At 32.1% G+C, this 25,248-nt stretch carries 25 protein-coding genes; 4 read left to right on the plus strand and 21 right to left on the minus strand.

Annotated elements, in window-relative coordinates; translation table 11 throughout:
• Positions 1-37: 37 nt before the first annotated feature.
• The 6 genes from K5S59_RS01615 to K5S59_RS01640 all read right to left on the minus strand — a co-directional run bounded on the left by K5S59_RS01615 (position 38) and on the right by K5S59_RS01640 (position 6,586).
• Complete coding sequence (locus K5S59_RS01615; protein ID WP_098872694.1) at positions 38-535, minus strand: DinB family protein; 498 nt, start codon at positions 533-535, stop codon at positions 38-40.
• A 97-nt stretch (positions 536-632) separates the two neighbouring features.
• Positions 633-1,091, minus strand: coding sequence for a GNAT family N-acetyltransferase (locus tag K5S59_RS01620; RefSeq protein ID WP_120450345.1), 459 nt, complete (start codon positions 1,089-1,091; stop codon positions 633-635).
• 81 nt (positions 1,092-1,172) lie between these two features.
• Positions 1,173-2,564: a 5'-methylthioadenosine/adenosylhomocysteine nucleosidase gene (locus K5S59_RS01625; RefSeq protein WP_120450347.1), complete on the minus strand. Its 1,392-nt coding sequence runs from the start codon at positions 2,562-2,564 to the stop codon at positions 1,173-1,175.
• Positions 2,565-2,584: 20 nt separating this feature from the next.
• A complete protein-coding gene (locus tag K5S59_RS01630; protein WP_098258106.1) occupies positions 2,585-3,583 on the minus strand; it encodes a phosphotransferase in 999 nt (332 codons plus the stop codon).
• 30 nt (positions 3,584-3,613) lie between these two features.
• A complete protein-coding gene (locus tag K5S59_RS01635) occupies positions 3,614-5,203 on the minus strand; it encodes a M3 family metallopeptidase (protein WP_000544518.1) in 1,590 nt (529 codons plus the stop codon).
• Positions 5,204-5,317: 114 nt separating this feature from the next.
• On the minus strand, positions 5,318-6,586 hold the full coding sequence (locus tag K5S59_RS01640) for an APC family permease (RefSeq protein ID WP_098872699.1): 1,269 nt from the start codon (positions 6,584-6,586) through the stop codon (positions 5,318-5,320).
• A 142-nt stretch (positions 6,587-6,728) separates the two neighbouring features.
• On the opposite strand from K5S59_RS01640, the gene K5S59_RS01645 reads away from it, so the two are divergent.
• Positions 6,729-7,163, plus strand: coding sequence for an Lrp/AsnC family transcriptional regulator (locus tag K5S59_RS01645; protein WP_098259354.1), 435 nt, complete (start codon positions 6,729-6,731; stop codon positions 7,161-7,163).
• 33 nt (positions 7,164-7,196) lie between these two features.
• Here the strand turns inward: K5S59_RS01645 and K5S59_RS01650 are convergent, their stop codons facing one another.
• From K5S59_RS01650 to K5S59_RS01665, 4 genes are all read right to left on the minus strand, one after another.
• A complete protein-coding gene (locus K5S59_RS01650) occupies positions 7,197-8,057 on the minus strand; it encodes a DegV family protein (protein ID WP_098259355.1) in 861 nt (286 codons plus the stop codon).
• 475 nt (positions 8,058-8,532) lie between these two features.
• Positions 8,533-8,985: a spore coat protein gene (locus K5S59_RS01655; protein WP_097891924.1), complete on the minus strand. Its 453-nt coding sequence runs from the start codon at positions 8,983-8,985 to the stop codon at positions 8,533-8,535.
• Positions 8,986-8,999: 14 nt separating this feature from the next.
• Positions 9,000-9,200: a hypothetical protein gene (locus K5S59_RS01660; RefSeq protein ID WP_060487103.1), complete on the minus strand. Its 201-nt coding sequence runs from the start codon at positions 9,198-9,200 to the stop codon at positions 9,000-9,002.
• A gap of 362 nt (positions 9,201-9,562) precedes the next feature.
• Entirely contained in the window at positions 9,563-10,237 is a 675-nt protein-coding gene (locus tag K5S59_RS01665; protein WP_120450349.1) for a spore coat protein, read from the minus strand.
• Between the two features lie 834 nt (positions 10,238-11,071).
• Here K5S59_RS01665 and K5S59_RS01670 point away from each other — a divergent pair.
• Positions 11,072-11,503, plus strand: coding sequence for a GNAT family N-acetyltransferase (locus tag K5S59_RS01670; protein ID WP_098258882.1), 432 nt, complete (start codon positions 11,072-11,074; stop codon positions 11,501-11,503).
• 217 nt (positions 11,504-11,720) lie between these two features.
• On the opposite strand, the gene K5S59_RS01675 is transcribed toward K5S59_RS01670, so the two are convergent.
• The 4 genes from K5S59_RS01675 to K5S59_RS01690 all read right to left on the minus strand — a co-directional run bounded on the left by K5S59_RS01675 (position 11,721) and on the right by K5S59_RS01690 (position 15,979).
• Positions 11,721-12,815, minus strand: coding sequence for a BC_2427 family protein (locus K5S59_RS01675; RefSeq protein WP_098258883.1), 1,095 nt, complete (start codon positions 12,813-12,815; stop codon positions 11,721-11,723).
• Between the two features lie 125 nt (positions 12,816-12,940).
• Positions 12,941-13,636 (minus strand): CsxC family protein, encoded by a 696-nt coding sequence (locus tag K5S59_RS01680; RefSeq protein ID WP_001975871.1) that lies wholly within the window; start codon positions 13,634-13,636, stop codon positions 12,941-12,943.
• A gap of 548 nt (positions 13,637-14,184) precedes the next feature.
• Positions 14,185-14,955, minus strand: a complete 771-nt coding sequence (locus K5S59_RS01685) for a GNAT family N-acetyltransferase (protein ID WP_098873507.1) — start codon at positions 14,953-14,955, stop codon at positions 14,185-14,187.
• A gap of 244 nt (positions 14,956-15,199) precedes the next feature.
• Positions 15,200-15,979: a BC_2878 family exosporium-associated protein gene (locus tag K5S59_RS01690; protein ID WP_097916754.1), complete on the minus strand. Its 780-nt coding sequence runs from the start codon at positions 15,977-15,979 to the stop codon at positions 15,200-15,202.
• Between the two features lie 253 nt (positions 15,980-16,232).
• Here K5S59_RS01690 and K5S59_RS01695 point away from each other — a divergent pair, with 253 nt between their 5' ends.
• Entirely contained in the window at positions 16,233-16,553 is a 321-nt protein-coding gene (locus K5S59_RS01695; protein WP_001062734.1) for a hypothetical protein, read from the plus strand.
• 54 nt (positions 16,554-16,607) lie between these two features.
• Here the strand turns inward: K5S59_RS01695 and K5S59_RS01700 are convergent, their stop codons facing one another.
• The 5 genes from K5S59_RS01700 to K5S59_RS01720 all read right to left on the minus strand — a co-directional run bounded on the left by K5S59_RS01700 (position 16,608) and on the right by K5S59_RS01720 (position 22,135).
• Complete coding sequence (locus tag K5S59_RS01700; RefSeq protein WP_120450350.1) at positions 16,608-18,143, minus strand: MDR family MFS transporter; 1,536 nt, start codon at positions 18,141-18,143, stop codon at positions 16,608-16,610.
• A 23-nt stretch (positions 18,144-18,166) separates the two neighbouring features.
• Entirely contained in the window at positions 18,167-18,874 is a 708-nt protein-coding gene (locus tag K5S59_RS01705; protein WP_000401021.1) for a hypothetical protein, read from the minus strand.
• Positions 18,875-18,892: 18 nt separating this feature from the next.
• On the minus strand, positions 18,893-19,603 hold the full coding sequence (locus K5S59_RS01710) for a bactofilin family protein (protein ID WP_001258373.1): 711 nt from the start codon (positions 19,601-19,603) through the stop codon (positions 18,893-18,895).
• A gap of 13 nt (positions 19,604-19,616) precedes the next feature.
• Positions 19,617-20,240, minus strand: a complete 624-nt coding sequence (locus tag K5S59_RS01715) for a YhbD family protein (RefSeq protein WP_097843514.1) — start codon at positions 20,238-20,240, stop codon at positions 19,617-19,619.
• Positions 20,241-20,398: 158 nt separating this feature from the next.
• Positions 20,399-22,135 (minus strand): ABC transporter substrate-binding protein, encoded by a 1,737-nt coding sequence (locus K5S59_RS01720; protein ID WP_120450352.1) that lies wholly within the window; start codon positions 22,133-22,135, stop codon positions 20,399-20,401.
• Positions 22,136-22,236: 101 nt separating this feature from the next.
• Here K5S59_RS01720 and K5S59_RS01725 point away from each other — a divergent pair, with 101 nt between their 5' ends.
• Positions 22,237-23,463 carry an MDR family MFS transporter gene (locus K5S59_RS01725; RefSeq protein WP_098873506.1) on the plus strand — a complete coding sequence of 409 codons (1,227 nt, stop codon included), beginning with the start codon at positions 22,237-22,239 and terminating at the stop codon, positions 23,461-23,463.
• Between the two features lie 64 nt (positions 23,464-23,527).
• On the opposite strand, the gene K5S59_RS01730 is transcribed toward K5S59_RS01725, so the two are convergent.
• The gene (locus tag K5S59_RS01730; protein ID WP_098873505.1) at positions 23,528-24,196 is read right to left on the minus strand and encodes a YjgB family protein; all 669 of its coding nucleotides are present in this window, start codon (positions 24,194-24,196) and stop codon (positions 23,528-23,530) included.
• A 28-nt stretch (positions 24,197-24,224) separates the two neighbouring features.
• Complete coding sequence (locus K5S59_RS01735) at positions 24,225-25,070, minus strand: gluzincin family metallopeptidase (RefSeq protein ID WP_098873504.1); 846 nt, start codon at positions 25,068-25,070, stop codon at positions 24,225-24,227.
• Positions 25,071-25,248 lie beyond the last annotated feature (178 nt).

Below are 25,248 nucleotides of genomic sequence, written 5' to 3' on the forward strand. Positions count from 1 at the left end.
AAGATCCCATAAATATCATTTGTGGGATCTTTCTTTATCAGTTAGCAACTGCATTTTCATTTAAAAAATGAATAATCTGTCTTTTATGATGGTTATCATGCTCTATAAATTCTTTAATAATATAAATAAGAGAATACGGCGTTCCAGTATGAGGACAGTGTGATACTCCATTGGCTGTTAAAGGTTTCTTTAGTTTTTCATCATGCAGTAATCTAAGTTCTTTTACGAGTAACTCTCTCTTAGCTTTTGCTTCTTCAAGAAGTCTCATCTTAGATATTCCTGATTTAGCATAATTAGATGCTAGTTTATTATATGTATCAAAATCAGGAAACTCCATTCCCTGTCCTTCTCGCACTGATGATAATGTCTCACGTAATAGATAGTCATCCCAGTTCATAATATGAGATACGATCTCACCAACAGTCCATTTCCCCTCTGATATTGGTGCCACCCACAATTCCTCTTTCATACCTTTCAATGTATTTATCCAAATTGAATATTCATTGAAATCATTAATAATTTTATTTTCTCCCATGATCCAATTCCCCATTCTAATAGTAGATTCATATAAATTATACCACCCATCCACCTAAAAATAGAACAAAAGTTCCGATAGAAGAGATAAATAATAATTAAATCCTTTTATATATGTACACATAATGACTCGCTCCTACATATTTTGTCCCTTTCACAAATCCACTTGAAGTATAAAATTTGTCTCCCTGTTCTGTATCTGTATGCAAGACAACAGTATTAAAATATTTTTTCGCATCGCTTAAAATTCGCAATAACAGTAACCTCCCTACTTCTTTCCTTCGGTATTCTTTTGCAATATAAAATCTCCTTACCCTACCAATCTTATTGTTTTCTGTATATGGATCTTCATTTACCCCTCCTATTCCAATTAACTTTTCCCCTTGAAAAATACCATATAAACATTCACCAGTTTTATTAAACGTGTTTATTTTATTTTCATATTCACTTATAAGTCTTATTAGGAAATGAAATCCTTCTTCTTTGCTTTCTTGGACAAGATAATCGTGTTCATATATCATTAAATCTTCTATTTGTTGAATATGTATATCTTTCAATTGATTTCCCCCTTAATTTGAAAATACATAAAAATGCTCAAGAATCATTTATTCTGAGCATTTTTATGATTGTTACTTTATTCAATTCGTAACATGCTTATTCTTTACTTCAGGCAATATCCCCTTCAACTCCAATAAATCATCTATTACTATATCCGCCTGAGCAAGTTCATCTTCTTGTGCAAAATCAAAATTACATCCAATCGCAATCAAGCCATTATCTTTCGCTGCACGTATATCAGATAAACGGTCTCCAACTACAGCTGCTTCTTTTATATCATATTTGTTTAAAATACTTTTTACTAAGTCGCTTTTATTAAGTGAGTTTATTTGTTCAATACTAAATGTTTCAGTAACCCATTGGTCTAAATCATAATAAGATACGATTGCTCGTAAATATTCAGTTAAACCATTACTAGCAATATATATTGAACAATTATTTTCTTTTATATATGTAAAGATTTCTTTTACATATGGGTATAATGCACCCTTTCCACTCTTAATATTTTCAATTAATCTTTCTAAAAAATATGCATCTGTTTGTTCTCTTACTTCAAGAGAATGATCTGGTAATAAAGCTTCCCAAACCTTCGGTAACGGAACACCCATGATTTCACGGTATTTATCAATAGGTGTTACCGTATCCCATAATTGTAATGAACGCAAATGATCAAAAGTATCATCTAACGATAATTCTAAAATTTTATCTGTTTGAAATAACGTTCCGTCCATATCAAAAATTAATGCTTGTAACATGTCATTCTCCCCTTTTGAACTATAAGTATTACTCGATATATTTTTCAGCATCTCAACTATAATTTCTGAACAATAATTTGCGGCAGTTTTCGCGAAGTCGTCATATGAAATTTGAGCTTCATCATCTGCACTGTCAGAAATACATCGTATAACGAGAAACGGTATATCATTTATGTGCGCAACATGTCCAATTGCTGCGCCTTCCATTTCTGTACAATGCGGCGCATATTCGTCTATTAATTTCGCTTTTAGTTTTGAATCCTCAACAAAACATTCACCACTGACGATTCTTCCTTCATGAATCTCCATATGTAAACTACTACTATTGCATGCTGTACGTGCTAACTCTATTAATTCCTTACTTGCATTAAATTCTTCTTGGAACGGGAATAAGTTTTTCATTTGAGTTTTACTTACATCATGATGGGTAACATTCGTTGAAATAACGATATCACCAACTTTTACATCTGGATGTAATCCGCCAGCAACACCTGTATTGATGATAGCATCTACATCAAATTTATGAATTAATGTTTGCGTACATGCGGCTGCATTTACTTTCCCTACACCAGAACGTGTAATAATTACTTTTGTTCCCATGAATTCGCCAATGTAAAAAGGCATTCCCGCAATCGTCTGTTCTTCTTGTATAGCTAGTTTTTCTAAAAGTAAGTCTATTTCGATTTGCATTGCTCCAATAATGCCGATTTTGTTCATGAATGTTATCTCCTTTTTTCTTATAAGTCTGCCAATATATTATGTAATGCACTATAATTTTCAGCTATCCAATTCATTTCATCTGCAAAACGTGAAGGTGGTACACTATTCAGATCCATATTAGTATGAATCCACCATGTACTCTCCATATACCAAAGCATTTGAATTGCCCGAACAATACTCCCTATTGGAAAGTCTAATTTATTACGGTATCCGGCTAAAAATGATGCAACAAGACTCTTATTTAATACTCCATCATGTAAGGCACAAGATATAACCGCACGCCCAATATCCAACTCTACATAATCATAATCCATACGATCAAAATCTAGAATTGCTGAGACTTCATCATTATGGAATAAGAAATTATCTACCCATAGATCACGGTGCACCCATCCTTTTTTACTACTATAAAATTGATCTATATTTACTAATTGTGTTGCTTCTTGCTGCAATTTTATATGGGAGAGAATATGTTCTTTTCCTAACTGTTCTGCTTCTTTCCTTTTATCTTCCCAATGTTTCAACCTTTCCTCTTTAGTAGGCGGAACAAATTTAGGGTTTTCTCCCTCTATTAAAGAGCCATCATTTAACAAATTATGCATTTGACCTATTGTCTTACCAAGAGAGTAGATTTCCTTTTCATTCACTTTTCCTGGTGAAATTAGATTACCTTCTTTATGTTCTAAAACTATAAATCTTTCATTATTTTTTGATGTATGCATTACATTATTTTTATAAGTTAGAAGCTTCGGACAACATACACCATTATTATGTAATCTTTGTTGTTGATGTAACGCTTGTATTAAAAGTTCTGGGTTATACATTTTGTATCGTTCTTTATTATATTGCTTTAATACAAATGATCCTGCATCCGTTTCGAGTTTCCATTTCAAATTTAGCCAACCACGATGAATAGGTTTTGCTTTTTGAATTTTAAATTCAAATAAAGATTCGCACTCCACTTTTAGCTCTTGAAAAATCATTACAGCTTTTTTATTACATAATGGCTCAATCATCTTACTTATCCTTTCTTAACTAGGCGTTCTTTACATCAGTTGCAAATATTTATCAACATCTTTCGAAATTTGTCTAAAAGCTTTATCCCAGAACGAATAACTTGTTATATCTATTTCAAAATGTTTTTTCATAAGCTCTTCCACTGGAGCTTTTCCTGTTTCTCGTAAAAACTCTTTGTATTTTAAATGAAAAGTACTTTTACTTTCTTTAGCTATTTCTAATAAACTAAAACTAGCTAAATACCCAAATGTGTATGGATAATTATAAAAAGGTACATCTGCTATATAAAACTGAACATATTTCATCCAAACAAACGGCTGATATTCTAATAATGCATTCCCGTATGCTTTTTCTTGTGCTACTATAGATAACCTCTCGATTTCATCAGCACTTAAAGGACCTTCTTTACATTTTTCATAAAAATTCTTTTCAAATTCAAATGATGCTCGAATTGCCATTACATAATTAAAACAGTTTCTTATTTTCCAACTAAGCAATGACTTTTTCATATCTATACAATCTGTTGTTTGAATTAGATAGTTTAAGAGTACCGTTTCAAAGAAAATAGACGCTGATTCAGCCGTACTCATTGGCAAATAATCATCTAAAAAAGAAGTAGATTGCTCAAAACTCATATTATAAAAATGCCAAGCATGTCCTAGTTCGTGCGCAAGTACTCTTACACTATCGATACTTCCGTCATAACGCATAGAGATTCGTGATTCTTTTTCACTGAAAAATGGAGCACAAAATCCACCCGGTGGTTTATTATCTCTCGGTTCCGCATCCACCCATCCACTCTCTATTGCATTCCGTGCAAATTCTGCTAATTCTTTATCTATATTTTCAAACGCATCGTATATGTTTTGAACTGCTACTGAAAAAGGGATATTAACCTCATTATTTTCCTTTACAGTCATAAGTTCATGCCATGTAATCGAAGATTCCCCCTTCTTATACACGTTTAAAGCACTTACTAATGTATCAAGATTTTCTTCTGTCGCATTCCACATTTGTAATAATACAGTTTCAGAAATACCATTCGCATGTAGAGATTGCGTTAAAAACTCTCTATCTTCTAATTCATTACTCTTTGTATTACGCAATTTCCCTATTTGATTTAATACAGTAGCAAAGATTTCTTTTTCCTTATATAAAGCACTTGTTAATAACTCGAATACTTCTAATCTTTCCTTTTCATTATCACTATTCATTGCAATATTATTTGCTTGGCCAAATGATAATTGCTTATTATCGTGCTCTATTTCCATTTTACCCCTTAATTGTATGTACATATTTTCCCATGCACCAAGTTCATCTTTTATTAACCTAGTATTAATATTATCGGAAGTTTCCACTTCACTTTGTTGTATTACTTGCTGTACTTCTCTTTTCAAATCTTTTACTGTAATAGTCAATACAGAAAGATCAGATGAAATACTTTCTTCAGCAGATCGACAATACATATAGTATTCTGCTTTTTCAATAGCTTGTATAAGTTTTGAAAGAATCTCTACATCTTTTGTCACATAATATTGTTCTTTCAACCTCAATATTGGCGTTACAATATCCTCAATTGGATACAATCGATCTAAATCCCACCTAGTAATTTCATGCATTTTTATAGCCGCCTCCTATTTTTACAAATAGTTACAGATATTTACCCTCACAATTATAAACGAAATGTAAAAAATTTAATATATTTAAATATTTAGATTTCTACAAACGCATTCTTATTTATATTCTTTTCTTCTGCTACTGAAACGCACATAAAATAAACATATGAATGCTACGGCTACTGGGATCAGTACTACTCCTCCAATAAAAGGGTAAACAACTACGCAACATGTAAAAGCTACTATAGAAAAAATTTTACCTAACCTATTCTTTATTAATTTCATTCCAGCCGCAGTACCGACAATGTATGTAACAATCCCTAACGAATTCGGTATTAAAACAATTTTATCTATGCTAATATGGAAAACGAAACTTATTAACAAACCTATTATTGCAATAAAACTTACAACTTTTACTGCATTTGTTGGTGTTTCTCTTTTTTTATTAATATGCGCTAAATAACGCGGTGCAACTTCTTCTTTTCCTAGTGAATAACCTAAGCGCCCCATACTTGCGATAAATGCATTTGTCGTCCCTAAACAAATGATAAAAGCTACAAATCCAATTATCCATGCAAATTGGTCGCCTAATGTTTGTTTCATTACAAGCACGAGAGCCGTAGTATTATCAGCATTGATATGATAAGATTTCGTTCCAATTACCGATAATGCAATACCTATATATAAAACTCCAATAATTATAATCGCAAATCCCGTAGATAAAATAATATTTCTTTTTCTAGGTGATTTAAATTCAGAAGCTAAACTTGCAATGGCTTCCCAGCCGAAAAAAGACCAAAAAATTAATAAAGATGCATCTAAAATCGGATTTATTTCTTGCATAGAAATATGTACATTTATATTTTTCATTTCAATATAAGGTAATGAACTTATAATTGTTACGATTAAAATAATGAAAGTTAATACACCTATACATATTTGAAACAATCCACTTATTTGTAACCCATATAAATTGAAACCAATTGAAATACTTAAAATAATTAGCGCTATAACGTACGAAAAATATGATGGTAACGTAAAAACCTTCACTATATACATGCCACCAGTCAAAGATACAACGATTTGCCCAACACTACCTGCTATATAAAAAGACCAGCCTATAATAGCACCTATATTTTTACCGAAAGCTTTTTCTGAAAAAGTAGCAATTCCACCCGTACTTGGATGCTCAATCGATAAAAAAGCGAATGTGAATGCAAGTGGAATACTAAGTGATATCATAACAAGCCAAGAAACAATCGCATTCCCTTCTGCTACACTCGCTGTCATACCAGGTAATATAAGAATTCCCGATCCTAAAACCGCTCCGACGTATAAGGCTGTTCCCCTTTTAATAGAAATAGTTTCATTAAAATGATTAGACATTACAAGCACCTCCATTTATATTTTAATTATAGAAGGTTATCAGTCTATTCAATATACAAAAGTGTATGTAATTTAACTTAAGGTTTTATATTATGTATTTGTTTAAGAAATTTACTTTCAATTTTGCAAAGGAGCATAATTCATGGATGAAATTGATAAGAAAATAACTCTATTACTACAAGAAGATGCCAGAATGACAATTACAGAATTGACCGAACACTTACACCTCAGTCGTCCTAGTGTTACCGAAAGACTAAAGAGATTACAAGATACTGGAATAATCGAGAAATATACCGCACGGATATCATTAGATGCAGTAGGGAAATCAATTCAAGCATTTTTAAGAATTGAAAATCTAAAGATTCCTTGTAAAAAATTTGAGGAGAAAATCTACGAAGAATATAGAATACTCGAATGTCATCGAGTAACAGGTGAAAGTAGCTATTACTTAAAAGTAGCGGTTCACTCTATGAAGGAATTAGAGGAATTAATTGATTTCGTTATACCATTTGGAACAGTCAAAACTTCGATGATATTATCTTCACCGATACCATATAGACCGATTATTACAGATTAATAAGAAAAAAGGATTGATCAAATGATCAATCCTTTACTCTACTTCATTTAAGAAAAATAACGTTATAACGCCAGGTCCTGTATGTGCTCCGATTGCAGCTCCAATTGTATTTACGATAAATACTTCACAGCCGAATCTTTCCGTAATTAATGCTTTTAATGCTTCGGCAGTTTCTAAATCATCACCGTGAGTCATAGCGATTGTTTGACCTTTAAGGTCTTTTCCACGCTCTTCCATAATATCTACAATTCTGCTTAGTACTTTCTTTTTCCCTCTTACCTTTTCAAGTGGTACAAGTTTGCCTTCTTGCACATTTAAGATCGGCTTAATGTTTAGTAAACCACCGATAAAACCAGCTACTTTACTTAAACGCCCACCTCTCACTAAGTACTGTAAGTCAGCTACTGTGAAGATATGTTCTATATGGTTCATTAGAAAATCAACACGTTTTAAAATATCTTCTTTTGATGCACCGTCTTTCGCCATTTTAGCAGCTTCTAGTACGACAAGCCCTTGACCAAGCGAAGCACATTTCGTATCAATAATTTCTAAATCTAAATCCGCATATGTTTCTTTTACTTCCTCTTTAATGACAACTGATGATTGATATGTACCAGACAGTTCAGATGAAAAAGCTAAATATATACAAGGATTACCTTCTTTTGCATAAGAAACAAATTTTTCTTGGAAAGTTTCAAGTGAAGGCAACGACGTTCTATAAACAGCGCCTTCTCTCATTTTTTGCAATAATGTAACTGACTCTAATGTAACTCCATCTAAATACTCTGTTTCTGCTTCATCATATACACGGAGTGGAATTAAATCAATATCATATGCTTGCAGCAATTCTACTGGTAAATCCGCCGCACTATCCGTAATGATTTTAACACCCATTTTTAAACCTCTATTCTGTTATAAATATAAAATAATAAAATAAAAAATAGTACTTTTAAATTATATACGTAAAACTTAAATGAAGAAAGGAAAACACTTTATATTGTATGCACTATTCTTCAAAACTTGAACCTTTACTAAAAATCATTCTATTTTAACTATTTATTATTCTTTCTATAACACAAATGATTTTATAATTATTTTGCATTTATATATTTTATTTTTTAATTCAATATAGTCTTTTCAAATTTATACTATTTAAAATTTAAAAGCCAAATCCAATAAAGGAAACGGCTTTTAAATTTTTTAAAAAATAACCAAACTTTATTTTCCATCACATTGTTTGTTTACATTATTATTTATGCAATGTTAAATATTAGTCCAGTTATGATTAATATTTATAGCCTGTACTAGAATTAAAACAGTGAATATTTATCACTAAGAAGCAGCATATATAAAAAATAGGTTAAATATTTTATAGAATATTTAATTTTACTAGTAAAGCTAATAAAATTTGGAGAAGAATTTGAACATTTACTGCTATGTCTGTATCCGTAGTCGTAACTGTAACATTTCTAGAATTTCTAATAACAGTTTCTTGTTTATTAACTTGTTTAATAGATGATTTTTGAAACAATTCTTGTGCAACACGATCAGCTTTTTCACTATCTGCTATAGAAATACTTATTATAACCACAATAGCTGCTTGTAATGCTGCTTGAATAGATAACGCAGCTTTTGTATCTGTAGTTGTAACTTCTACATCTGCTGAATCAACAATTGTAATAGATTCTTCAGAAATTTGGTAAGTTTTACTTTCTTGTGCAGCTGCTTCTGAAACATTGGCATTTTTAAAAGATGGATGAGGATTTGAAGAATCTAATGCACTCCACTTTTTATTTTCATCTGTATGGCATGCTTTGTCCATAAGTTCACCCCCTTTCAATCTAAATAATTATTAACCTGTGATTGTATTTCAGAAACAATACTTTTAATTTGCTGTTTTTTTTCTGGCGATAAATTTTTTAACCTTTCTTCATTTATCCCATGCCTATTAAAAATATCTGAGAGTAAAAGGTCTATGATTATATTCTTTTGATCCTTATCAAACTTAAAGGAAGAAAATTTGTTTAAATCATCCATTTACAATATTCACTCCAATCAATTTTATATAAAAATTTTAAATATCTACGAGCATTATATGTAATGAAATAAAAATTGCTTGGACAAGTAACTTAATCTTCTATTTTCACTTCTTTTTGCTAATAAAATCAAAAGCTGGCTTCTAATAAGAAGACAGCTTTCCTTCACTGCACATAAATATAAGTTTCATTACTGTTAAATCATGTATTTTATCTTTATTTGTAGTTTTCCATACTTGCTTTACCATTAATCTTGAATATTAATTCAGTCATAATAAAAAGTCCAAGCTTGTACCACGTATTACAACAAAAACATTTACTTAGAGTGAAAACTTATAGCTAAATATCAATAGGATAGACACTTTATAAAATGTTTAGTTTAACTAATAAAGCTAATAAAATTTGAAGGAGAATTTGAATATTCACTGCAATATCTGTATCAGTAGTTGTTACGGTTACGTTTCTGGAATTTTTAATAAATGTTTTTTGTCTATTAATTTGTTTAATAGCTGATTTTTGAAATAATTCTTGTGTTATTTTATCTGCCTTTTCACTATCTGCTATAGAAATACTTACTACAACTACGATAGCTGCTTGTAATGCCGCTTGGATAGATAGCGCAGCTTTTGTATCTGTAGTAGTAACTTGTACATCTGCTGAATCAACTATTTCAATATATTCCTCAGAAATTTGATCGATTTCATCTGTTTGTATAGCTTCCTCTAAAAAATTTGCATTTTTACTAAACGAATAATAATTTAATGATTCGCAATCTTCTTTTTTGGGTTCACAATCCTCTTTTTTTGGCTCGCAATCCTCTTTTTTCGGCTCACAATCCTCTTTTTTTGGCTCGCAATCCTCTTTTTTCGGCTCACAATCCTCTTTTTTTGGCTCACAATCCTCTTTTTTTGGCTCGCAATCCTCTTTTTTCAGCTCACAATCCTCTTTTTTTGGCTCAGGAACTCGTTTTTTCGGCTCAAACTCCCGGTTTAATGGATCCCGATTTTTCTTTCTTCTACAAACTTCACATTCACACATAAAATCACCCCTTTTTGTCTTAAAAATTAGCAATATTAAAATATTGACTAACTACTAGCATTTTATGTATTTTTTAAAAATTTGTTTGGACAAGTAACTTAATCTTCTACTTCTTTTTCTAATAAAAAAAGCTGCCTTCTAATAAGAAGACAACTTTCTTTGTGACTACTCTAGAATAGATTTCATACAATATAATTGTTCCTTCCTTATAACCTGAGTTCGTCACTTTAGTTATAAAAATGTGGGTATATCCTATAACCTTTTTAGGGATCATCCATAATTTATTTCATAAAAAGTGCTTTGTTTTACTGAAAGGTGGTTGCGGAAACAACCGCCTTTTTATTCGGAACAAAATAAAACTTTTATATAAAAGGCCCATAATTAAATACACTTAACTTCATATGATATATTGCATCCTTTCTTTTTAGAATGAGTAGTCGTTACTGAAGGGCACTTTTCGAAGTGCTCTTATCTTTAAATCCCTTTTCTTTTTCAGGAGGTTTTTTTTCTAAATCCTAATACGATTTTTATCACTCAGGCTGGTGATTATTATATTTCCTTACTAGTTCCAATAATATAGTAGCTACACCAATTAAAATAAACCTATAAACTCTATACGCTTAAATAATAATGCGTTACCAAACACACGAAATAGTTTTACACTAAATTCACAAGGTTCTTATCCTCTTTTAGTTGAAGTAATCATTTCAATCCCAGCAAATCCACACCTTCAACTAACAAATTTAGCAAATGTGCTATATCAAGGTTCTTTTGATATAGCATCTTATGTTTTATATAATAAAGATAGTGCTAGTATTCCGAAGGAGGATGTCTATGAGTATTCAAATGGCTACATCTAACGATTTAGAATGGATTAATAATCAATATGACTCAATAGGATTTGTACGAAGTGATTTAAAAAGAGATAAAGTTGCAATCATTACATACAACAATGAGTATGCAGGTGTGGGACGATTAGTCCAAATAGATGATGATACTTTAGAAATGGGTGGAATTTATATTCGCCCTCAATTTAGAGGGTTACATTTAGCTGGGGAACTTGTATCATTTTTAGTAGAAACTGCGAAAAAATTACAAGTAAAAAATGTATATTGTCTTCCTTTTGAGGAATTAGAAAACTTTTATAAGAAATATGGCTTTACTGAAGTTGATGCTACAAAGGAGGTTATCCATCCAATTATTCTAAAAAAATATAACTGGTGTTTGGATACTTATGATAAACATGTTTTACTATTTAAGTTGTGAGTTTCTAAATTAGGATTTAACACCTTGTATTTCCCCACATGTAAAAAAGATTTATCACGTTTCACCTAGTTAATTAACGTATTGTTAATTACTACATTGGCAGTATTTCACTTCCAATGCATGTTAGCTAGCTTGTTTGCAGACTTGCTAGCACTTTTTGTGTTTTTCTATTACAAACTCCTAAAAAAATTCAACTGATTGATAGTGAAATAATCATTTATGTAATTCGCACACGAACTTCCTGTTCTTGTAATAATTGGACGTTTAGTTCCAATATAATATTTTGCATTAACTGGTAGATCTTATCATGATTTTCACTTTGTTCTGATGTAAATTCAATACACTGAAATATATAACCTTCTACACGTAAGCTTCCTTTTTCAATTATAGATGGATTTTTTCCTTTCTTTATTATTTTTGGCAATAAGAATTCTTTGTTTGTTACAATAATTTCCTGTGATACTTCTTTTATTTCTATAACTGTTTCTTTAAAAACAATCTTTTCTATTAGACTAATTTCACCTTTATACCTCCCTATTTCAATTGGTAATTTCGCAGTTATATAATTATTTACATCTGCTTCAACTTCCTTCTCTAATATTATACCGTGGATAGGAATCCATGAAGATGAGCCTACCCAACCCTCTTCAATATTCCTTTTTTCTTTTTGATTAGAAAGTTCTAAAAGTACCCTCTTTTCATGAAGGTTTGAAGAAACTAAATTACAATCAATCTCTCCATGATAATATTCCATTGTAGTTAGTAACGTAGAATCCAGCTCACGCCCTCTTGCATCTTCTTCATTACGAAATACATATACTTCTTGATTTTTCACATTCATATTAGGGGATTTTTTAAAACTAGTAACATCTGAAATAATAGAAAATGGGGTTTTCACTTCTATTGAACGTTCTGAATTCGCTATTTTTGATTCAGAATCTATACTTTTCCCCTCTAATCCACTCGTTTTATGTTCTTTTCCTAGGAAAATTTTTTCAATATTTTTCTCAGATTCATTTGCTTTTTCTTCTTTTTTTGACTTTGTTACTTTACTTTCTTTCTCTGCTTGTATTGCTTTTTCTTCTTTTTTTGACTTTGTTTCTTTATTTTCCTTTTCTGCTTGTATTGCCTTCACCTTACGTTCTGGTCCTTTACCTTCTTTCTCTACTTGTATTGCTTTCTCTTTTTTCTCTGAATCTGTTTGTTTACTTTTCTTATTTTCTCTTATTTCATGGGATTGCTCTTGATCAATCAGTATCTCTCCTTTGTAAACTTTGTTCCATATTTTCTTACCAACCCATGGATTTTTCATCACCATCCCCCCACCAATGAAACTCATAAAAATATATTTTTGTACGCAACCATTTCATTATTATATATGTTTTATAAAACGAAAAAAAACATTGTCTTTTTATCAAAGACAATGCTTTTTTAGTTTTACACTCGTACTTGTTGCACTTGTAAAACTTTCACAGTAAGATCCAGTACAATTTTCTCACGAAGAGTCTCAAATGATTCGTTTAATTCTGTTGGACAAGGAGAGAAGTCTAATTCAAAAAATTGAGCGCTAACTAATTCACAATATGGTTGTTCATTATAAAAAACAGTATTTTCAAAGAAGTATTTGTCTAAACGTGGTAAGTCACCGTTATTAGGATTAATAAAGTGAGATGTAGTATCTGAGGAAGCAGCTACTATTGCTAGTGATAGAAAATCTGTTTCTGTTAAATCTGCAAAACCAGAAAATGGAACATTTGCGATACGATCAAATAGTACTGAATTACATCCACTACCTGCATATTCAATGTTTTTACGAATATATCCTTGTACAAATAACTTTGCTCTTGTAACTCGGCGGTAATTTGTACCTGGTACTGGAGTGAATGCTACTGGAACTAACTTACACTGTGTTAAAAATACGTTTTTTAACACACGTTTAATTTCGGATGCTGCAGGTGCTAATGGAACATCTGATTCTACAACAATTTGAATTGTTCTTTCGGCTAATACCACTGGAATTTTTACAATCGGTGCTCCTGGTGTAAGAATTGGTGCTGCTGCCTCATCACTTAATGGTGTTTGGGTTTGTCCTACTACCTGACATGGTACATTAATTGGACATTGTTCACTCATAATATATAATCTCCTTTATAAAAAAAAATTAGAGTTTTTCAACTCTCTATACTGTATATGTACTTTTTCTATTAATGCGTGGGTTTGTATCATAGTCACTTTTATCATTTGCAAAATAAGAGATTCATTTCCCCTTGATAGTTAAAAACATATAAATTAATAAAAGGAGCCTATACTGATATCTACCTATATAAAATAGAAGGTCTCGACTTTTTTCTGTTAGAGCTAATAGGTGTTCCAAAATTAATTTTTCAAGAGTCTTTTATTCCATCTAACAAAGGATAATATTTAATAAGAACCATTTACCGACTTTTTAATATCCACAAAATAGAAGGTCACGACTAATTTATCTTTTTATAAAAAATAAAAACGGACTAAAAAAGCCAGTTTTTACACTCAATATATTATAAAATATTCTTATTATTGAACTAATTATTTTATTTTCTAATGTTTTGATAGAGTTTTTAAAAACTCTATCAAAGCATTCTAGTTATCTGTCTTTCCCTTTAAACTCTTTACTTTGTACACATCTTACACTCTCTGCCCATTCATCTATTATCCACAAAATACGTATCATACGCCTTATCAAAAACATATCCTAACTTTTCTGCTAGTTTCGCAGATGTAGTATTTGCTGCATCCCAGTTTGGATATATCCCTTTTTCTAAACAATCCAAGATTAACGCCGCACTAACTATAGTTGCCAACCCTTTTCTTCTATGGTTATGATCAGTCGCCACTTCGATTTCAATCCCATTATCATAAATGCTATATGATGATGCACCGCATATAACTTCTCCTGTATACAAAATACAATACCCTATACCTCGGTTTATATAATCTTCAACTGATTGAAATTGACTTGTAAAATCTTCAGAGACTTTATGTAATGTAGGGTTATTTACGATATCTTCATCTATTCTTCTTAACTCGTATCTTTTTGGAAGCACTGATATAAAAGATTGTAATTTTGAACGATTAAAAACTTCTGCATTACGTTTGAATTTATAGCGTAAAAACTTATCTATTTTTCTTCCGTAAAATGTTTCTAAACGCTTTTTCCACTCTTCACTATTTACGATTACTAACATTCTATCAGGAATGTTACGTAGTAATTCTTCTGTTTCTCTCCTATTTGGATCCCCAGCGTAAAATGTGAAAATCCCTACCGTAACTTGCGCTACTGTTGGGTTTTCAAGATCATTTACCCAAGCATTACCCATATGTCCTTGTAAATAAGAAAGTAAAACAACGTTATTGAAATCCTCGAACATAGTAACTAATTTTTCTCTCGTATGTATATTCGCTTCATATATCATTTACATTCCCGCTTTCTTTGGAATCAGTTTAACTCTACTTTTCATATATAAACAAAAGTTTATTAAACTATATATAATCATAAAATATTCGTAAATATAAAATTATTATAACATCTAATGAATAGTATATGACTGTCCTATATAAAGGTTAACAGTTAATATACTTAATAATAATTCGCAATCTATAATCTTTTATTATGTAAAACCCTCAACATTAGTTTAAGGGCTCATTTAAATATATATGTTATAACTCATTCTTATAAACAAATTTTTCTGTTCCTCCGTTTTTATATACTTTAGTCACTTTAACAACTGATGTGTAAGTATTATCGTCATTCGATATCATCTTTTTCATCTCTTCTATCTCAGTATTACCAGCTCCACTCTCGATTTTCAAACAGTTCGAGATGTTGAGGTATCCACTCGATGCGAAAAGAATAATAAACGTAAGATCTGGGAAATTAATGAACAGTATTCCAAACTTTACAGGATTCGCAGCCGTATCAGATAAAACTAATCGAAAGTTTAATAGTTCAGGCACTTGAACAAAATCTTTAGAAACAATCGCTTCACCTATTATAGTAATTTGCTTTACGATATTCCCCATCTCATCTATAAATTCAGTACAACTAGGTGCATCAATAGTTTTTGCTTGTAGTGATACATTCAATTCTGGATTGTAAAAGTCGAAAAAGAGTGTACTTCCCTCCGTTAAACATTTCGGACACACATTTCCAAGAAGACTAAAATCTTCTTCAATAAATTTAACTTTCGTTTTACAACTACAAACCTTTCCTATTCGAATTGCATCAATCTTAGAGCAATCTACAAAAATAACCTCATTGTCCTCTTGTACGAAGGATACGATACCATTCCTCTTATTAAACGAAAGAAAATAAGATACAACAATTTCGTTTCCAGCGATTACTATACTCTCAACTTTTGTAAAAGGCTCTAGACTTCGCAAAAATTCACAAATACTATTTTGGCAGAATTGATAATTTCGTTTCGGCTCACAACCCACTTACACTCCATCCCTTCCCTATATGTTTTATCTAATACATATAATATGAACGGAGTATAAAAAAGCTTGGACAATATAACTTTAACTCAGGAATATAGGTACTTACTTACCACATTAATAATGAAATTACGCCAATAATGAGTAATAGCACATAAATTTCCCTATAAATACATATAACAATTTCATCTTTCATGAAAAAAACGTTATAATAAGGTGTAGCCTCTACGATTACGTTATAAAGGAGAATAAAACAATGGCTAAAATTAAAGTATACCAAGCAAAAGAAGAAAATATGGAAGCAGTAAAAAACATCATTGATGTTGAGGAACAAAACCCAACTGCTGAAAACTTACAAAATCTATATGCATGTGTATTAGAAACAGAAGATATGGCATTGCCTGAATCATACATTGAAGAAGATATCTTAATTGATTCTATGGAAGTTATGGTTAACGCTTCTCAAAGCAAGCTAAGAGACTTAGGTGCATACGATGTAATCGAAGTTCAAAACAAAGGTAAGAAAACACAAGTTTTATTATTAGCAGACGAAGAATACGAAATTATCGAAGGCTAATCTAAATCCGTACATACGAAAAAGCTCCCTTCCAATTGGAAAGGAGCTTTTTCATTACGCTTTTGATGTTTCGCTCTTTTTATTCGTTTGCTTTTTCTTAATTACCATGCGCTCATTTCCCATAAAGAAAATAAATACGAATGCTAAACCAGCTGGTACTAATGCCCACATAAATGTTTGAACAATGGAACTAGAAAGAGCATCAATAATTTTATCTAATATTTGCGGCGGGATTTGAGATCTTGCTGATTCTGATAGAATAGCTCTTGAATCTCCTAAAGCGTTTGTATTCATTCCTCCGCTCATACCTTTAAAAGCTTCTTCTAATTGATCTTGGAAACCTGTTCTTTGAATCATTCCGAAGATTGTAATACCAAGTGTCATTCCTAATGAACGAATGAAATTACTCGTTGAAGTTGCAGATCCGCGCTGTTCTATACCGAAGTTGTGAATAGCTGCCATACTTAGTACAGAGAATGAGAACCCTACTCCAAATCCAATAATAATCATATAAAGCGTTAATAATATACGACTTGTTTCTGGCGTTAATGTGCTTAATAAGAATAGTCCAATTAGCATAATAACAGCAGAAATAATCATAATGTTTCTGTAGCTAAGCTTCGTCGTTAAAAATCCACCTAATTGAGCTGTTACGACTGATCCTAACATCATCGGTAAAAGTAATAATCCTGAGTTTGTTGCGCTACCACCGTAAACACCTTGAATGAATAACGGTATGTATACAGTTGCTGACATGAACGCAGCTCCGTAACATAATGCAATAATGGTACTCATTCCGAATAAACGTTGTTTAAACATCTCGAATGAAATGATTGGCTCTTCTACTTTTCGTTCAATAAAAATAAATGCGATCATTAAAATAGTGAATCCACCAAATAAACTTAAAATAAAGCTAGAATCCCAATCATACTTTTGTCCACCTAATTCGAGCGCAAACATTAAAGAAACTACTGCTCCAACTAAAGTAATTGCGCCAAACCAATCAATTTTTTGCTTTCTATGAACTCGTGATTCTTTATAAAAGAATGTAATAAAAATAAGTGCTAAAACGCCAAGCGGTAAGTTAATGTAAAATACCCAGTGCCAGCTTATGTAATCTGTAATATACGCACCAAGCAATGGACCAAAAATACTTGATAAACCAAATACTGCTCCGAATAATCCACCCATTTTCCCGCGCTTTTCAGGAGGGAAAATATCAAAAACGATAGTAAACGCGATCGGCACTAATGCCCCGCCGCCAATACCTTGAATGGCACGATAAATACCTAACTGTGTAATATTATCAGCAGTACCACAAAGTGCCGAACCAATCATAAAGATGATTAAACCGAAAATAAAGAATCTTTTTCTACCATACATATCTGATAATTTACCGAATATCGGCATACCTGCCATTTCTGCGACCATATAGGCAGAAACGACCCATACAAAGTTTTCAAGGCCTCCTAAATCACCAACAATCGTTCCCATTGCTGTTACGACAATGGTATTATCCATTGATGCCATTAAAATACCTAGCAATAAGCCCGCCACAACAAAGCCGAGCTTATTATTCTTCTCAACCATAACCTTGCTCTCCCTCGTACTACTTATATTTGTTTATGCTCTTTTACGACTGCATTACCTTTTTGGTTAAAACTAGTATGATATTCTACAACACTAATTTCACACCCTGGACCAATGGTAACGTTATTACCTCTTACTACTTCAGCGATAGTATGCTCTAAATAAATTTCATCTCCTTCAATGACAGACGTTTGGAGGCTTCCAGCATGACTTGTAAATGGAATAAATCTCGCTTTTTTACGAACAGTAATCTTTTTACCGCCGATTTCTCTCACTTTACTTCCTTCATAACGAAGTGAAATTTCAATATTTTCAGCATTAAGTAATCCATCACTTTCAAGGCCACCCGTTAGTAATAATTCCTCTACTTCAATATCTCCTTTCACATTTAAAGCACCTTTCACATCTACGAAATCACCAGTAAACTTCCCTTTAACTTCTATCATACCTCTTACTTTCGTTTTTTCAATATGAGCATCACTATTCATTTGTGTATTTCCATATACTTTTACATATTCCGCAGTTACATTTCCTTGTACTTCACTATCTCCATACACAACATAATCTTTTACTTTCATATTCCCTTGTACATCACTCGTTCCGTACGTTTTAAATTCATTACAACTCATATCATTAGAAATCGTTCCTTCGCCGCGTATCTTCACTTTGTTATAATCCCCGCCTGCTGAACTACCAGAACCGTTGACAGTAAGACTATGTTGATGTTCCATATTACTTTTCCCCTCCCATTAGACCTGCTTAATTTCTTTTACATTTGCGCTTTTATCGACAGTCAGAACACCCGTATATTCAATGAGTTCAATCTCACAGTTCGCTCCTACTGTCACATTGTTTCCTCTTACCGTTCTTATGTGAGCATAATCAATATCAATATTGTCACCTTCTAATAGTTCAGCCTCTAGCTGCATACCAAATACTGATTTAAACAGTCTACTAAAAGTACTTAGTCTATGTTTTACTTTAATCGTTTGACCACCAATTTCTTTCGCTCGACATGTACCGTGAATATTAATATTTATTTCATCGGCGCTTAATAATCCGCCAATTGTAAATTGTCCTTCTGAAGAAAAAGTATCAACTTCGCAATTACCATCAATCGTTGCTTGACCGTTGATTTTAAATTCTTCACCAGTTACATTTCCACCTATCGTACCTTTTCCTGCAATTTTTAAACTGTTCGCCTTCACATCTTGCGTAATTGTTGCTTTTCCATCAATTCGCATTGTTTCCGCAATAACTGTACCATCGACTTTACCCGATCCACTAATTCTTGCATTGCTACTTTTCAAATTTCCAGTAACAGCACCGTAACCGTTACATTCAAATTGATCACATTCAACATTTCCATTAACAGTCCCTTTTCCATTTAATTGCACTTTATGAAACTCGCCGCCATTCGATGAACCATAACCATTTATAATCAAATTATCTGTACGCATACTTTCTCCTCCACTATAATAGTTTCGTTTTTAATGCTTCGGTATATTTCATAATCGCTTCACGTAAAACAATTTTGGTGCCTTTTTCAAAAATTAAATCGTCCACGTTTGAAACTAAGAAACATGTAGAAATCCCTAACTTTCGGACGACGATTAAATCACAAGTTTTATGCTTAATCGTTTCATAATTTTCACGTAAAACTTGTAAGACCATTTTTCCTTCTTCTAAACTAATCTCTCCAGATTGTAGTAATTCTTCTAACATATACACATAAAGAATATCTACAAATTGAAACTCTGTTGTTTTATTCGTTTGTTCTATGAAGAATTGTAAAACTGACTCTGATGCAATCCCTTTACGTAAGACGTCTTCCTTTGTTAAAAGGATTTCTCTTACACTCGGTGAAAACATATTCGCTAGTTCATCAAGAGATAAATCTTCTTTCATCGTTTGAATTTTATCAATACGCTCTAATATCTTTTCTTTCGGAAAAAATGTCTCTTGACCCGTGAATGTTGACTTTCGTACAAACCAATCTTCCGGTATTAAATTTTTTCTTTTCCACCTATATAACTGTCCGTATGAAATACCAGTTAGTTCTAATAAATCTTTTTTTGAAATTAAATCTGTACTCAACTGTATAACACTCCTTCCTGATAACAATGTAACATAACACTGTTACGCTGTAAATAGACTTTTATCACAAGCAGCGTAACAATGTGTAAAAACAACCCTATTTTACACAAAAAAAGAGTTCTCACGCATCCTATAAAATGCGTAAAAACCCTTATATATCAACATGTAAACCATATTTCATAAAAATCAATCCACCCTTGTGAATTAATCATTATATTTTGTACTTTTTCGTGAGAAGTTACTTGTTGTTCGTTGCGGTATAAAGGAATAATATGAATTTGACGTAACAAAGTGTTCTCAATATCGCGTAACAATGTAACTCTTTTTTCTGCTCGTTCTTGTTTAAAATACGGGGACAACGTTTTATGAAAGTCCATGCTGCTTTGCCCATGAATAAAGCTATTTTTTGTAAGAAACATATATAGCAGACTATCTTCAATTCGTTCGCTAATAGTTGCACTATCATGCATCATATCAGCCTTTTGTATCGTACTTATTTCCAATAACTCTTCTATTTCAAGAAAATTAGTTTCTACACGAATCCCGTACTTCGCACACTCTTTTTGTATCCATTGTGCATCTTCAACGTGATCTCGTCCTGTAAATGTATAAAGTTGTAGCACTTCGTTATGATACGTACTCCTTTTCATTAAACATGCTATATCTTCTTCAATCTCTACTATGCTTTCATTTGCTAATATTAGTTTCTTTGCCGATTCTCCACGTTCACCGCCGAGCTCGTGAACAATTTTATCGCCATGAATAATTTTATATAGCGCCCTTCGAAACAACTCATCTTGCATTGGTCCATCTTTTACAAGATTGCACGTTACATATGTTACGTTCGATTCAAGCCGAGACAACTCTTTTTTAGGATTTTCTTTATCTTTATACTGTGCCTTTACTAATACATCATACGTATTTACATTTTGCTCTACATTCATTAGTTCAATTCGGTCAAGAAAAGGTCTTTCACGATAATATAAATCATGCACTTCTAATACAAATAACTGTGCATTCTTCTCACGTAATATAAAAGGACCTGTACCAATGAAGCTCCCTGTTTCATCTTCATTTACGATAGAACACTGTTCTGCGCTTAGCATATGTAAAAACATCCTATTTTCCTTATGTAATTGAATTTCAACAACAAATTCATCCGCTGCACGGACACTTTCAACATGTTGTAACATCCATGCGTGTGGGTTGTTATCTGCTTTCATAAATCGATTCAATGAATGTATAACATGGTGTGCAGTAAGTCGTTTTCCATTATGAAGATAAACGCTTTTTCTTAAATAAAATGTCCAAACCTTTTCAGCAGCATTATATTGCCAGTGAAAAGCAAGCCTAGGCTCTATACAATTTGTTTCCTCATTAACATATACGAGTGTATCAAAAATATGTTTAACCATATGACATTCTGAGCGCATTGTTGCGTAAACCGGATCTAAAGCGATGTCTAGGTTCATCTGTACTTGCAAACGAAGTACGTCTTTTCTTCCTTCAGGTGTCCTTTCTATTTGATGACCAAATATGGAATCTACCCAAGCTTTATACTCTTTCTTTACTGATGGAAATTGTGAGCTGTAGCGTTCTACAAATGAGATTCCACTTTTCACATCTCCTTTTTTCGTTAGTTCTTTTCCTCTTTCTAAAATTAGTGGAATTGGCTGCTTTTGAAATATTAATTTAGAACGATTCCCTCTCCCGCGACCTGGAAACCAAGTGATCCAATGTAACTCTTCTAATTTTTTTATAATTAATTTACTATTACGCTCCGTACAAAATAATGTTTCTGCTATCATTTGTACGGTAACTTCTAATTGCTCTCCTTCTTGTCTACCTTTACCATAGGCACACCATAGTTCAATATATTGATTTAAAATAAACATCATAATCCCCCTAAAAGGTGAAAAATAACCCCTTTTGTTTCTACCCTTTTTCCACCTCTCCTTTCATCTTATCATTTCAATATAGAAAGGAGGAATTAATATTGAACAATCTCATACTACGTTATAATAAACCCATTATTATTAGACTGTGCGGCGAATTATTAACACGAACGACTGAATCTATGTTAGCTCTTATTATGATTATTTACGTTAATAAAATGTTAAACGGTAATATAATAATAACTATGCTCATTTTTGGACTACAACCTCTCTCAGATATTGTATTTACACTTATTGCTGGAGGAGTGACTGATAAATATGGGCGAAAGAAAATTATGTTGCTCGGCTTATTGCTGCAAGGCGTTGCAATCGGCAGCTTCGTCTTTGCTCAATCTGTTTTTATATTTGCATTGTTATACGTCATAAATGGGGTTGGCCGTTCCTTATATATTCCCGCTCAACGTGCACAAATTGCTGATTTAACAAAGCAAAAGCAGCAAGCAGAAATTTTTGCTCTTTTGCATACAATGGCTGCAATTGGTTCCGTAATCGGTCCAATAATTGGTGCTATCTTTTATCGTACTCACCCTGAATATTTATTTATTATGCAAAGTATTACACTTATGGTATATGCAGTCGTTGTATGGACGCAGCTTCCAGAAACGGCTCCAGTACTTACAACGCCAAAGCAAAAACTTGAAGTATCATCTCCAAAACAATTTGTACACAAACATTACGCTGTTTTGGGACTTATGATTACTACACTTCCTATTAGCTTTTTTTATGCACAAACTGAAACAAATTATCGCATTTTCGCTAAAGATATATTTCCAGATTTCGTATTTATACTCGCTTTTATTTCAACATGCAAAGCTATGATGGAAATCATTCTGCAAATTTTCCTCGTGAAATGGTCTGAACGATTTTCCATGACGAAAATTATACTTATTTCTTACATCTGCTTTACGATAGCTGCAATTGGCTATGGATTTTCAGCAACAATCTCGTCACTATTTTTCACATTACTCTTTTTAGTCATTGGGGAAAGTATTGCTTTAAACCATTTACTTCGATTCGTTTCAGAAATTGCTCCTACAGATAAACGTGGATTGTATTTTTCAATTTACGGGTTACATTGGGATATATCTCGAACGTGCGGTCCTGTACTTGGTGCGGTTTTATTAAGTCAACTAAACGGTAGCATGCTATTTTATATTTGTGCTTGTTTCTTAGTAGTCGGAGGCATTATTCAAGCAATGTTTATTCAAAATATAGAACGTAATAAAATGAAAAAAGACCTTTCGGAGCATACTACTCATATTTTATAGGATGCTTTCTTTATAAAAAGAAGGATGTCACAAAAGTCTTGAGACTATTGTGACATCCTTTTTATTACCCTGCCATTTTATTAATACTATCCTCTGGCGAAAATACCGAAATATGATTTACCTTACCAGTCGATTTTGAAATAATGAATTTTAACTCAAACTGATTGTTTACTTTATATACATATATTTTGTCTTCCCCATTTACTTTAACTGAAGCTGCTTTTCCTAATGCTTTCTCTATTTCTTGTAATGTAATTGATTTTAGTTCAGCATGATAGGAGCGTACATCAAAAACTTGTGATCCTTTATTAAAACCAAAGCTAACATTTTTATTTGTAAAGGTAGCGTACATTCCATTCCCTGCTTGTTCCGTTGTATCTGCTTTCCCCCAAGCTTTCTCTATGTCTTCAATATCTCCTGTATGTGCTGCAAACGGGATGTTAGGTACTTTTCCTTCTTTCGCTAATTCAAACAAGTCTTTAACGTAGTTAATTGATTTTTGATTTATTACTGTATCTTTCGTGCTTGAATCTGTCTTTGGTTTTGTTGATTCTTCATTATTTGATTTTACATTAGGTTCTTTCTTTTCTTCTGCAGAATTATTCTGTTCGCTTTTACTATTTTCCGATGTTTGGTTTGTTTCCTTTTTTTCATCTGTCCCTTTACATGCTGCTAATGCAAATATGCATGTAAAAGCAAGAAATAACATAGCTATCTTTACATACAATTTCATACATTTCAGCCCCTTATAATAATCTTATTCATTTCGATAACCAATCCATTACACTACTTTTCAAATTGTGTTTGTTCCAAAAAGTAAATGCTTCACTCTCACCCAATGCTTGCACAACATATTCCACAAAAGCTGTTCCTAAAAAATAACCAAGTCGGTTATACCCAAAATATTGTCCGCCAGATAATCGGAACCACTCTTTCTCTTTATCAAGCGTCCATCTTTCTATATAATCTTCCAAAAAATGTTTCTTTATATGTTCTTCATTTTCTATACAATATTGTAACCAACGTTCACCCTCATTGTCATATGAGTAATACACTGATTCATTTAAGCCTTTCAAAATTTGCTTTGATAAATATGTTGCGACACCTTCACGATACAAAGTAACTGCTGCGTCAGTCCACTCAGCTTTTGCCCAATCTATTCCATCATTTTGTAACATAACATTATGATATATATGGCCTATTTCGTGAGCGACAATAACGCGAAGGTGATTTACATCTGGAGATAATTTTTCTGCTGCAAAAAATATGTCTCCAATGATTTCCCTTTCTACAAATGCATTAGAGCCAAATCCTCCAACAAATAAATGAAACTTCATATTTACATCAAGATTATATTTATTATGATATTCATTCGTTATCTCTTGAATAATACTCGGTAATGTTTCTGCAATGATACGAATATCTTCTAGTTTCGCCGGATATTGTTTAATGGCATTCGAAAGACGTTCTCTCGTTTTAGGACAATGATACGTAAAGTATTCTTCAAATACCTCAGGATGCGAAATGAAATATTGATTAAGAACTTCTAATTCTACATCGTCACTTCCCCATAATTTTAAAAAACTTGGAATTGTATTATTTATCATTTTTCCCATCTCCTTATATATCCCTTCTCGTCATATACACCGCAATCCTTCCTAAAACGTAGAAAAAGCAACAAAGGAGGATGAGCCTTCCTTGTTGCTTTTTTTGTTTAATCAAACCATTTATCACCATCAGAAATCCATTTACCATTATGCGAATCATAATAATAATAATAATAAT

This window comes from Bacillus sp. BML-BC051, assembly GCF_019656175.1.
Classification (GTDB): Bacteria; Bacillota; Bacilli; order Bacillales; family Bacillaceae_G; genus Bacillus_A; species Bacillus_A mobilis.

Coding starts and splice junctions, on each gene's coding strand:
- K5S59_RS01615 (WP_098872694.1), bottom strand. CDS start 535: ATGGGAGAAAATAAAATTATTAATGATTTCAATGAATATTCAATTTGG.
- K5S59_RS01625 (WP_120450347.1), bottom strand. CDS start 2,564: ATGAACAAAATCGGCATTATTGGAGCAATGCAAATCGAAATAGACTTA.
- K5S59_RS01630 (WP_098258106.1), bottom strand. CDS start 3,583: ATGATTGAGCCATTATGTAATAAAAAAGCTGTAATGATTTTTCAAGAG.
- K5S59_RS01635 (WP_000544518.1), bottom strand. CDS start 5,203: ATGCATGAAATTACTAGGTGGGATTTAGATCGATTGTATCCAATTGAG.
- K5S59_RS01640 (WP_098872699.1), bottom strand. CDS start 6,586: ATGTCTAATCATTTTAATGAAACTATTTCTATTAAAAGGGGAACAGCC.
- K5S59_RS01645 (WP_098259354.1), top strand. CDS start 6,729: ATGGATGAAATTGATAAGAAAATAACTCTATTACTACAAGAAGATGCC.
- K5S59_RS01650 (WP_098259355.1), bottom strand. CDS start 8,057: ATGGGTGTTAAAATCATTACGGATAGTGCGGCGGATTTACCAGTAGAA.
- K5S59_RS01655 (WP_097891924.1), bottom strand. CDS start 8,985: ATGGACAAAGCATGCCATACAGATGAAAATAAAAAGTGGAGTGCATTA.
- K5S59_RS01660 (WP_060487103.1), bottom strand. CDS start 9,200: ATGGATGATTTAAACAAATTTTCTTCCTTTAAGTTTGATAAGGATCAA.
- K5S59_RS01665 (WP_120450349.1), bottom strand. CDS start 10,237: ATGTGTGAATGTGAAGTTTGTAGAAGAAAGAAAAATCGGGATCCATTA.
- K5S59_RS01670 (WP_098258882.1), top strand. CDS start 11,072: ATGAGTATTCAAATGGCTACATCTAACGATTTAGAATGGATTAATAAT.
- K5S59_RS01675 (WP_098258883.1), bottom strand. CDS start 12,815: ATGAAAAATCCATGGGTTGGTAAGAAAATATGGAACAAAGTTTACAAA.
- K5S59_RS01680 (WP_001975871.1), bottom strand. CDS start 13,636: ATGAGTGAACAATGTCCAATTAATGTACCATGTCAGGTAGTAGGACAA.
- K5S59_RS01685 (WP_098873507.1), bottom strand. CDS start 14,955: ATGATATATGAAGCGAATATACATACGAGAGAAAAATTAGTTACTATG.
- K5S59_RS01695 (WP_001062734.1), top strand. CDS start 16,233: ATGGCTAAAATTAAAGTATACCAAGCAAAAGAAGAAAATATGGAAGCA.
- K5S59_RS01700 (WP_120450350.1), bottom strand. CDS start 18,143: ATGGTTGAGAAGAATAATAAGCTCGGCTTTGTTGTGGCGGGCTTATTG.
- K5S59_RS01705 (WP_000401021.1), bottom strand. CDS start 18,874: ATGGAACATCAACATAGTCTTACTGTCAACGGTTCTGGTAGTTCAGCA.
- K5S59_RS01710 (WP_001258373.1), bottom strand. CDS start 19,603: ATGCGTACAGATAATTTGATTATAAATGGTTATGGTTCATCGAATGGC.
- K5S59_RS01720 (WP_120450352.1), bottom strand. CDS start 22,135: ATGTTTATTTTAAATCAATATATTGAACTATGGTGTGCCTATGGTAAA.
- K5S59_RS01730 (WP_098873505.1), bottom strand. CDS start 24,196: ATGAAATTGTATGTAAAGATAGCTATGTTATTTCTTGCTTTTACATGC.
- K5S59_RS01735 (WP_098873504.1), bottom strand. CDS start 25,070: ATGATAAATAATACAATTCCAAGTTTTTTAAAATTATGGGGAAGTGAC.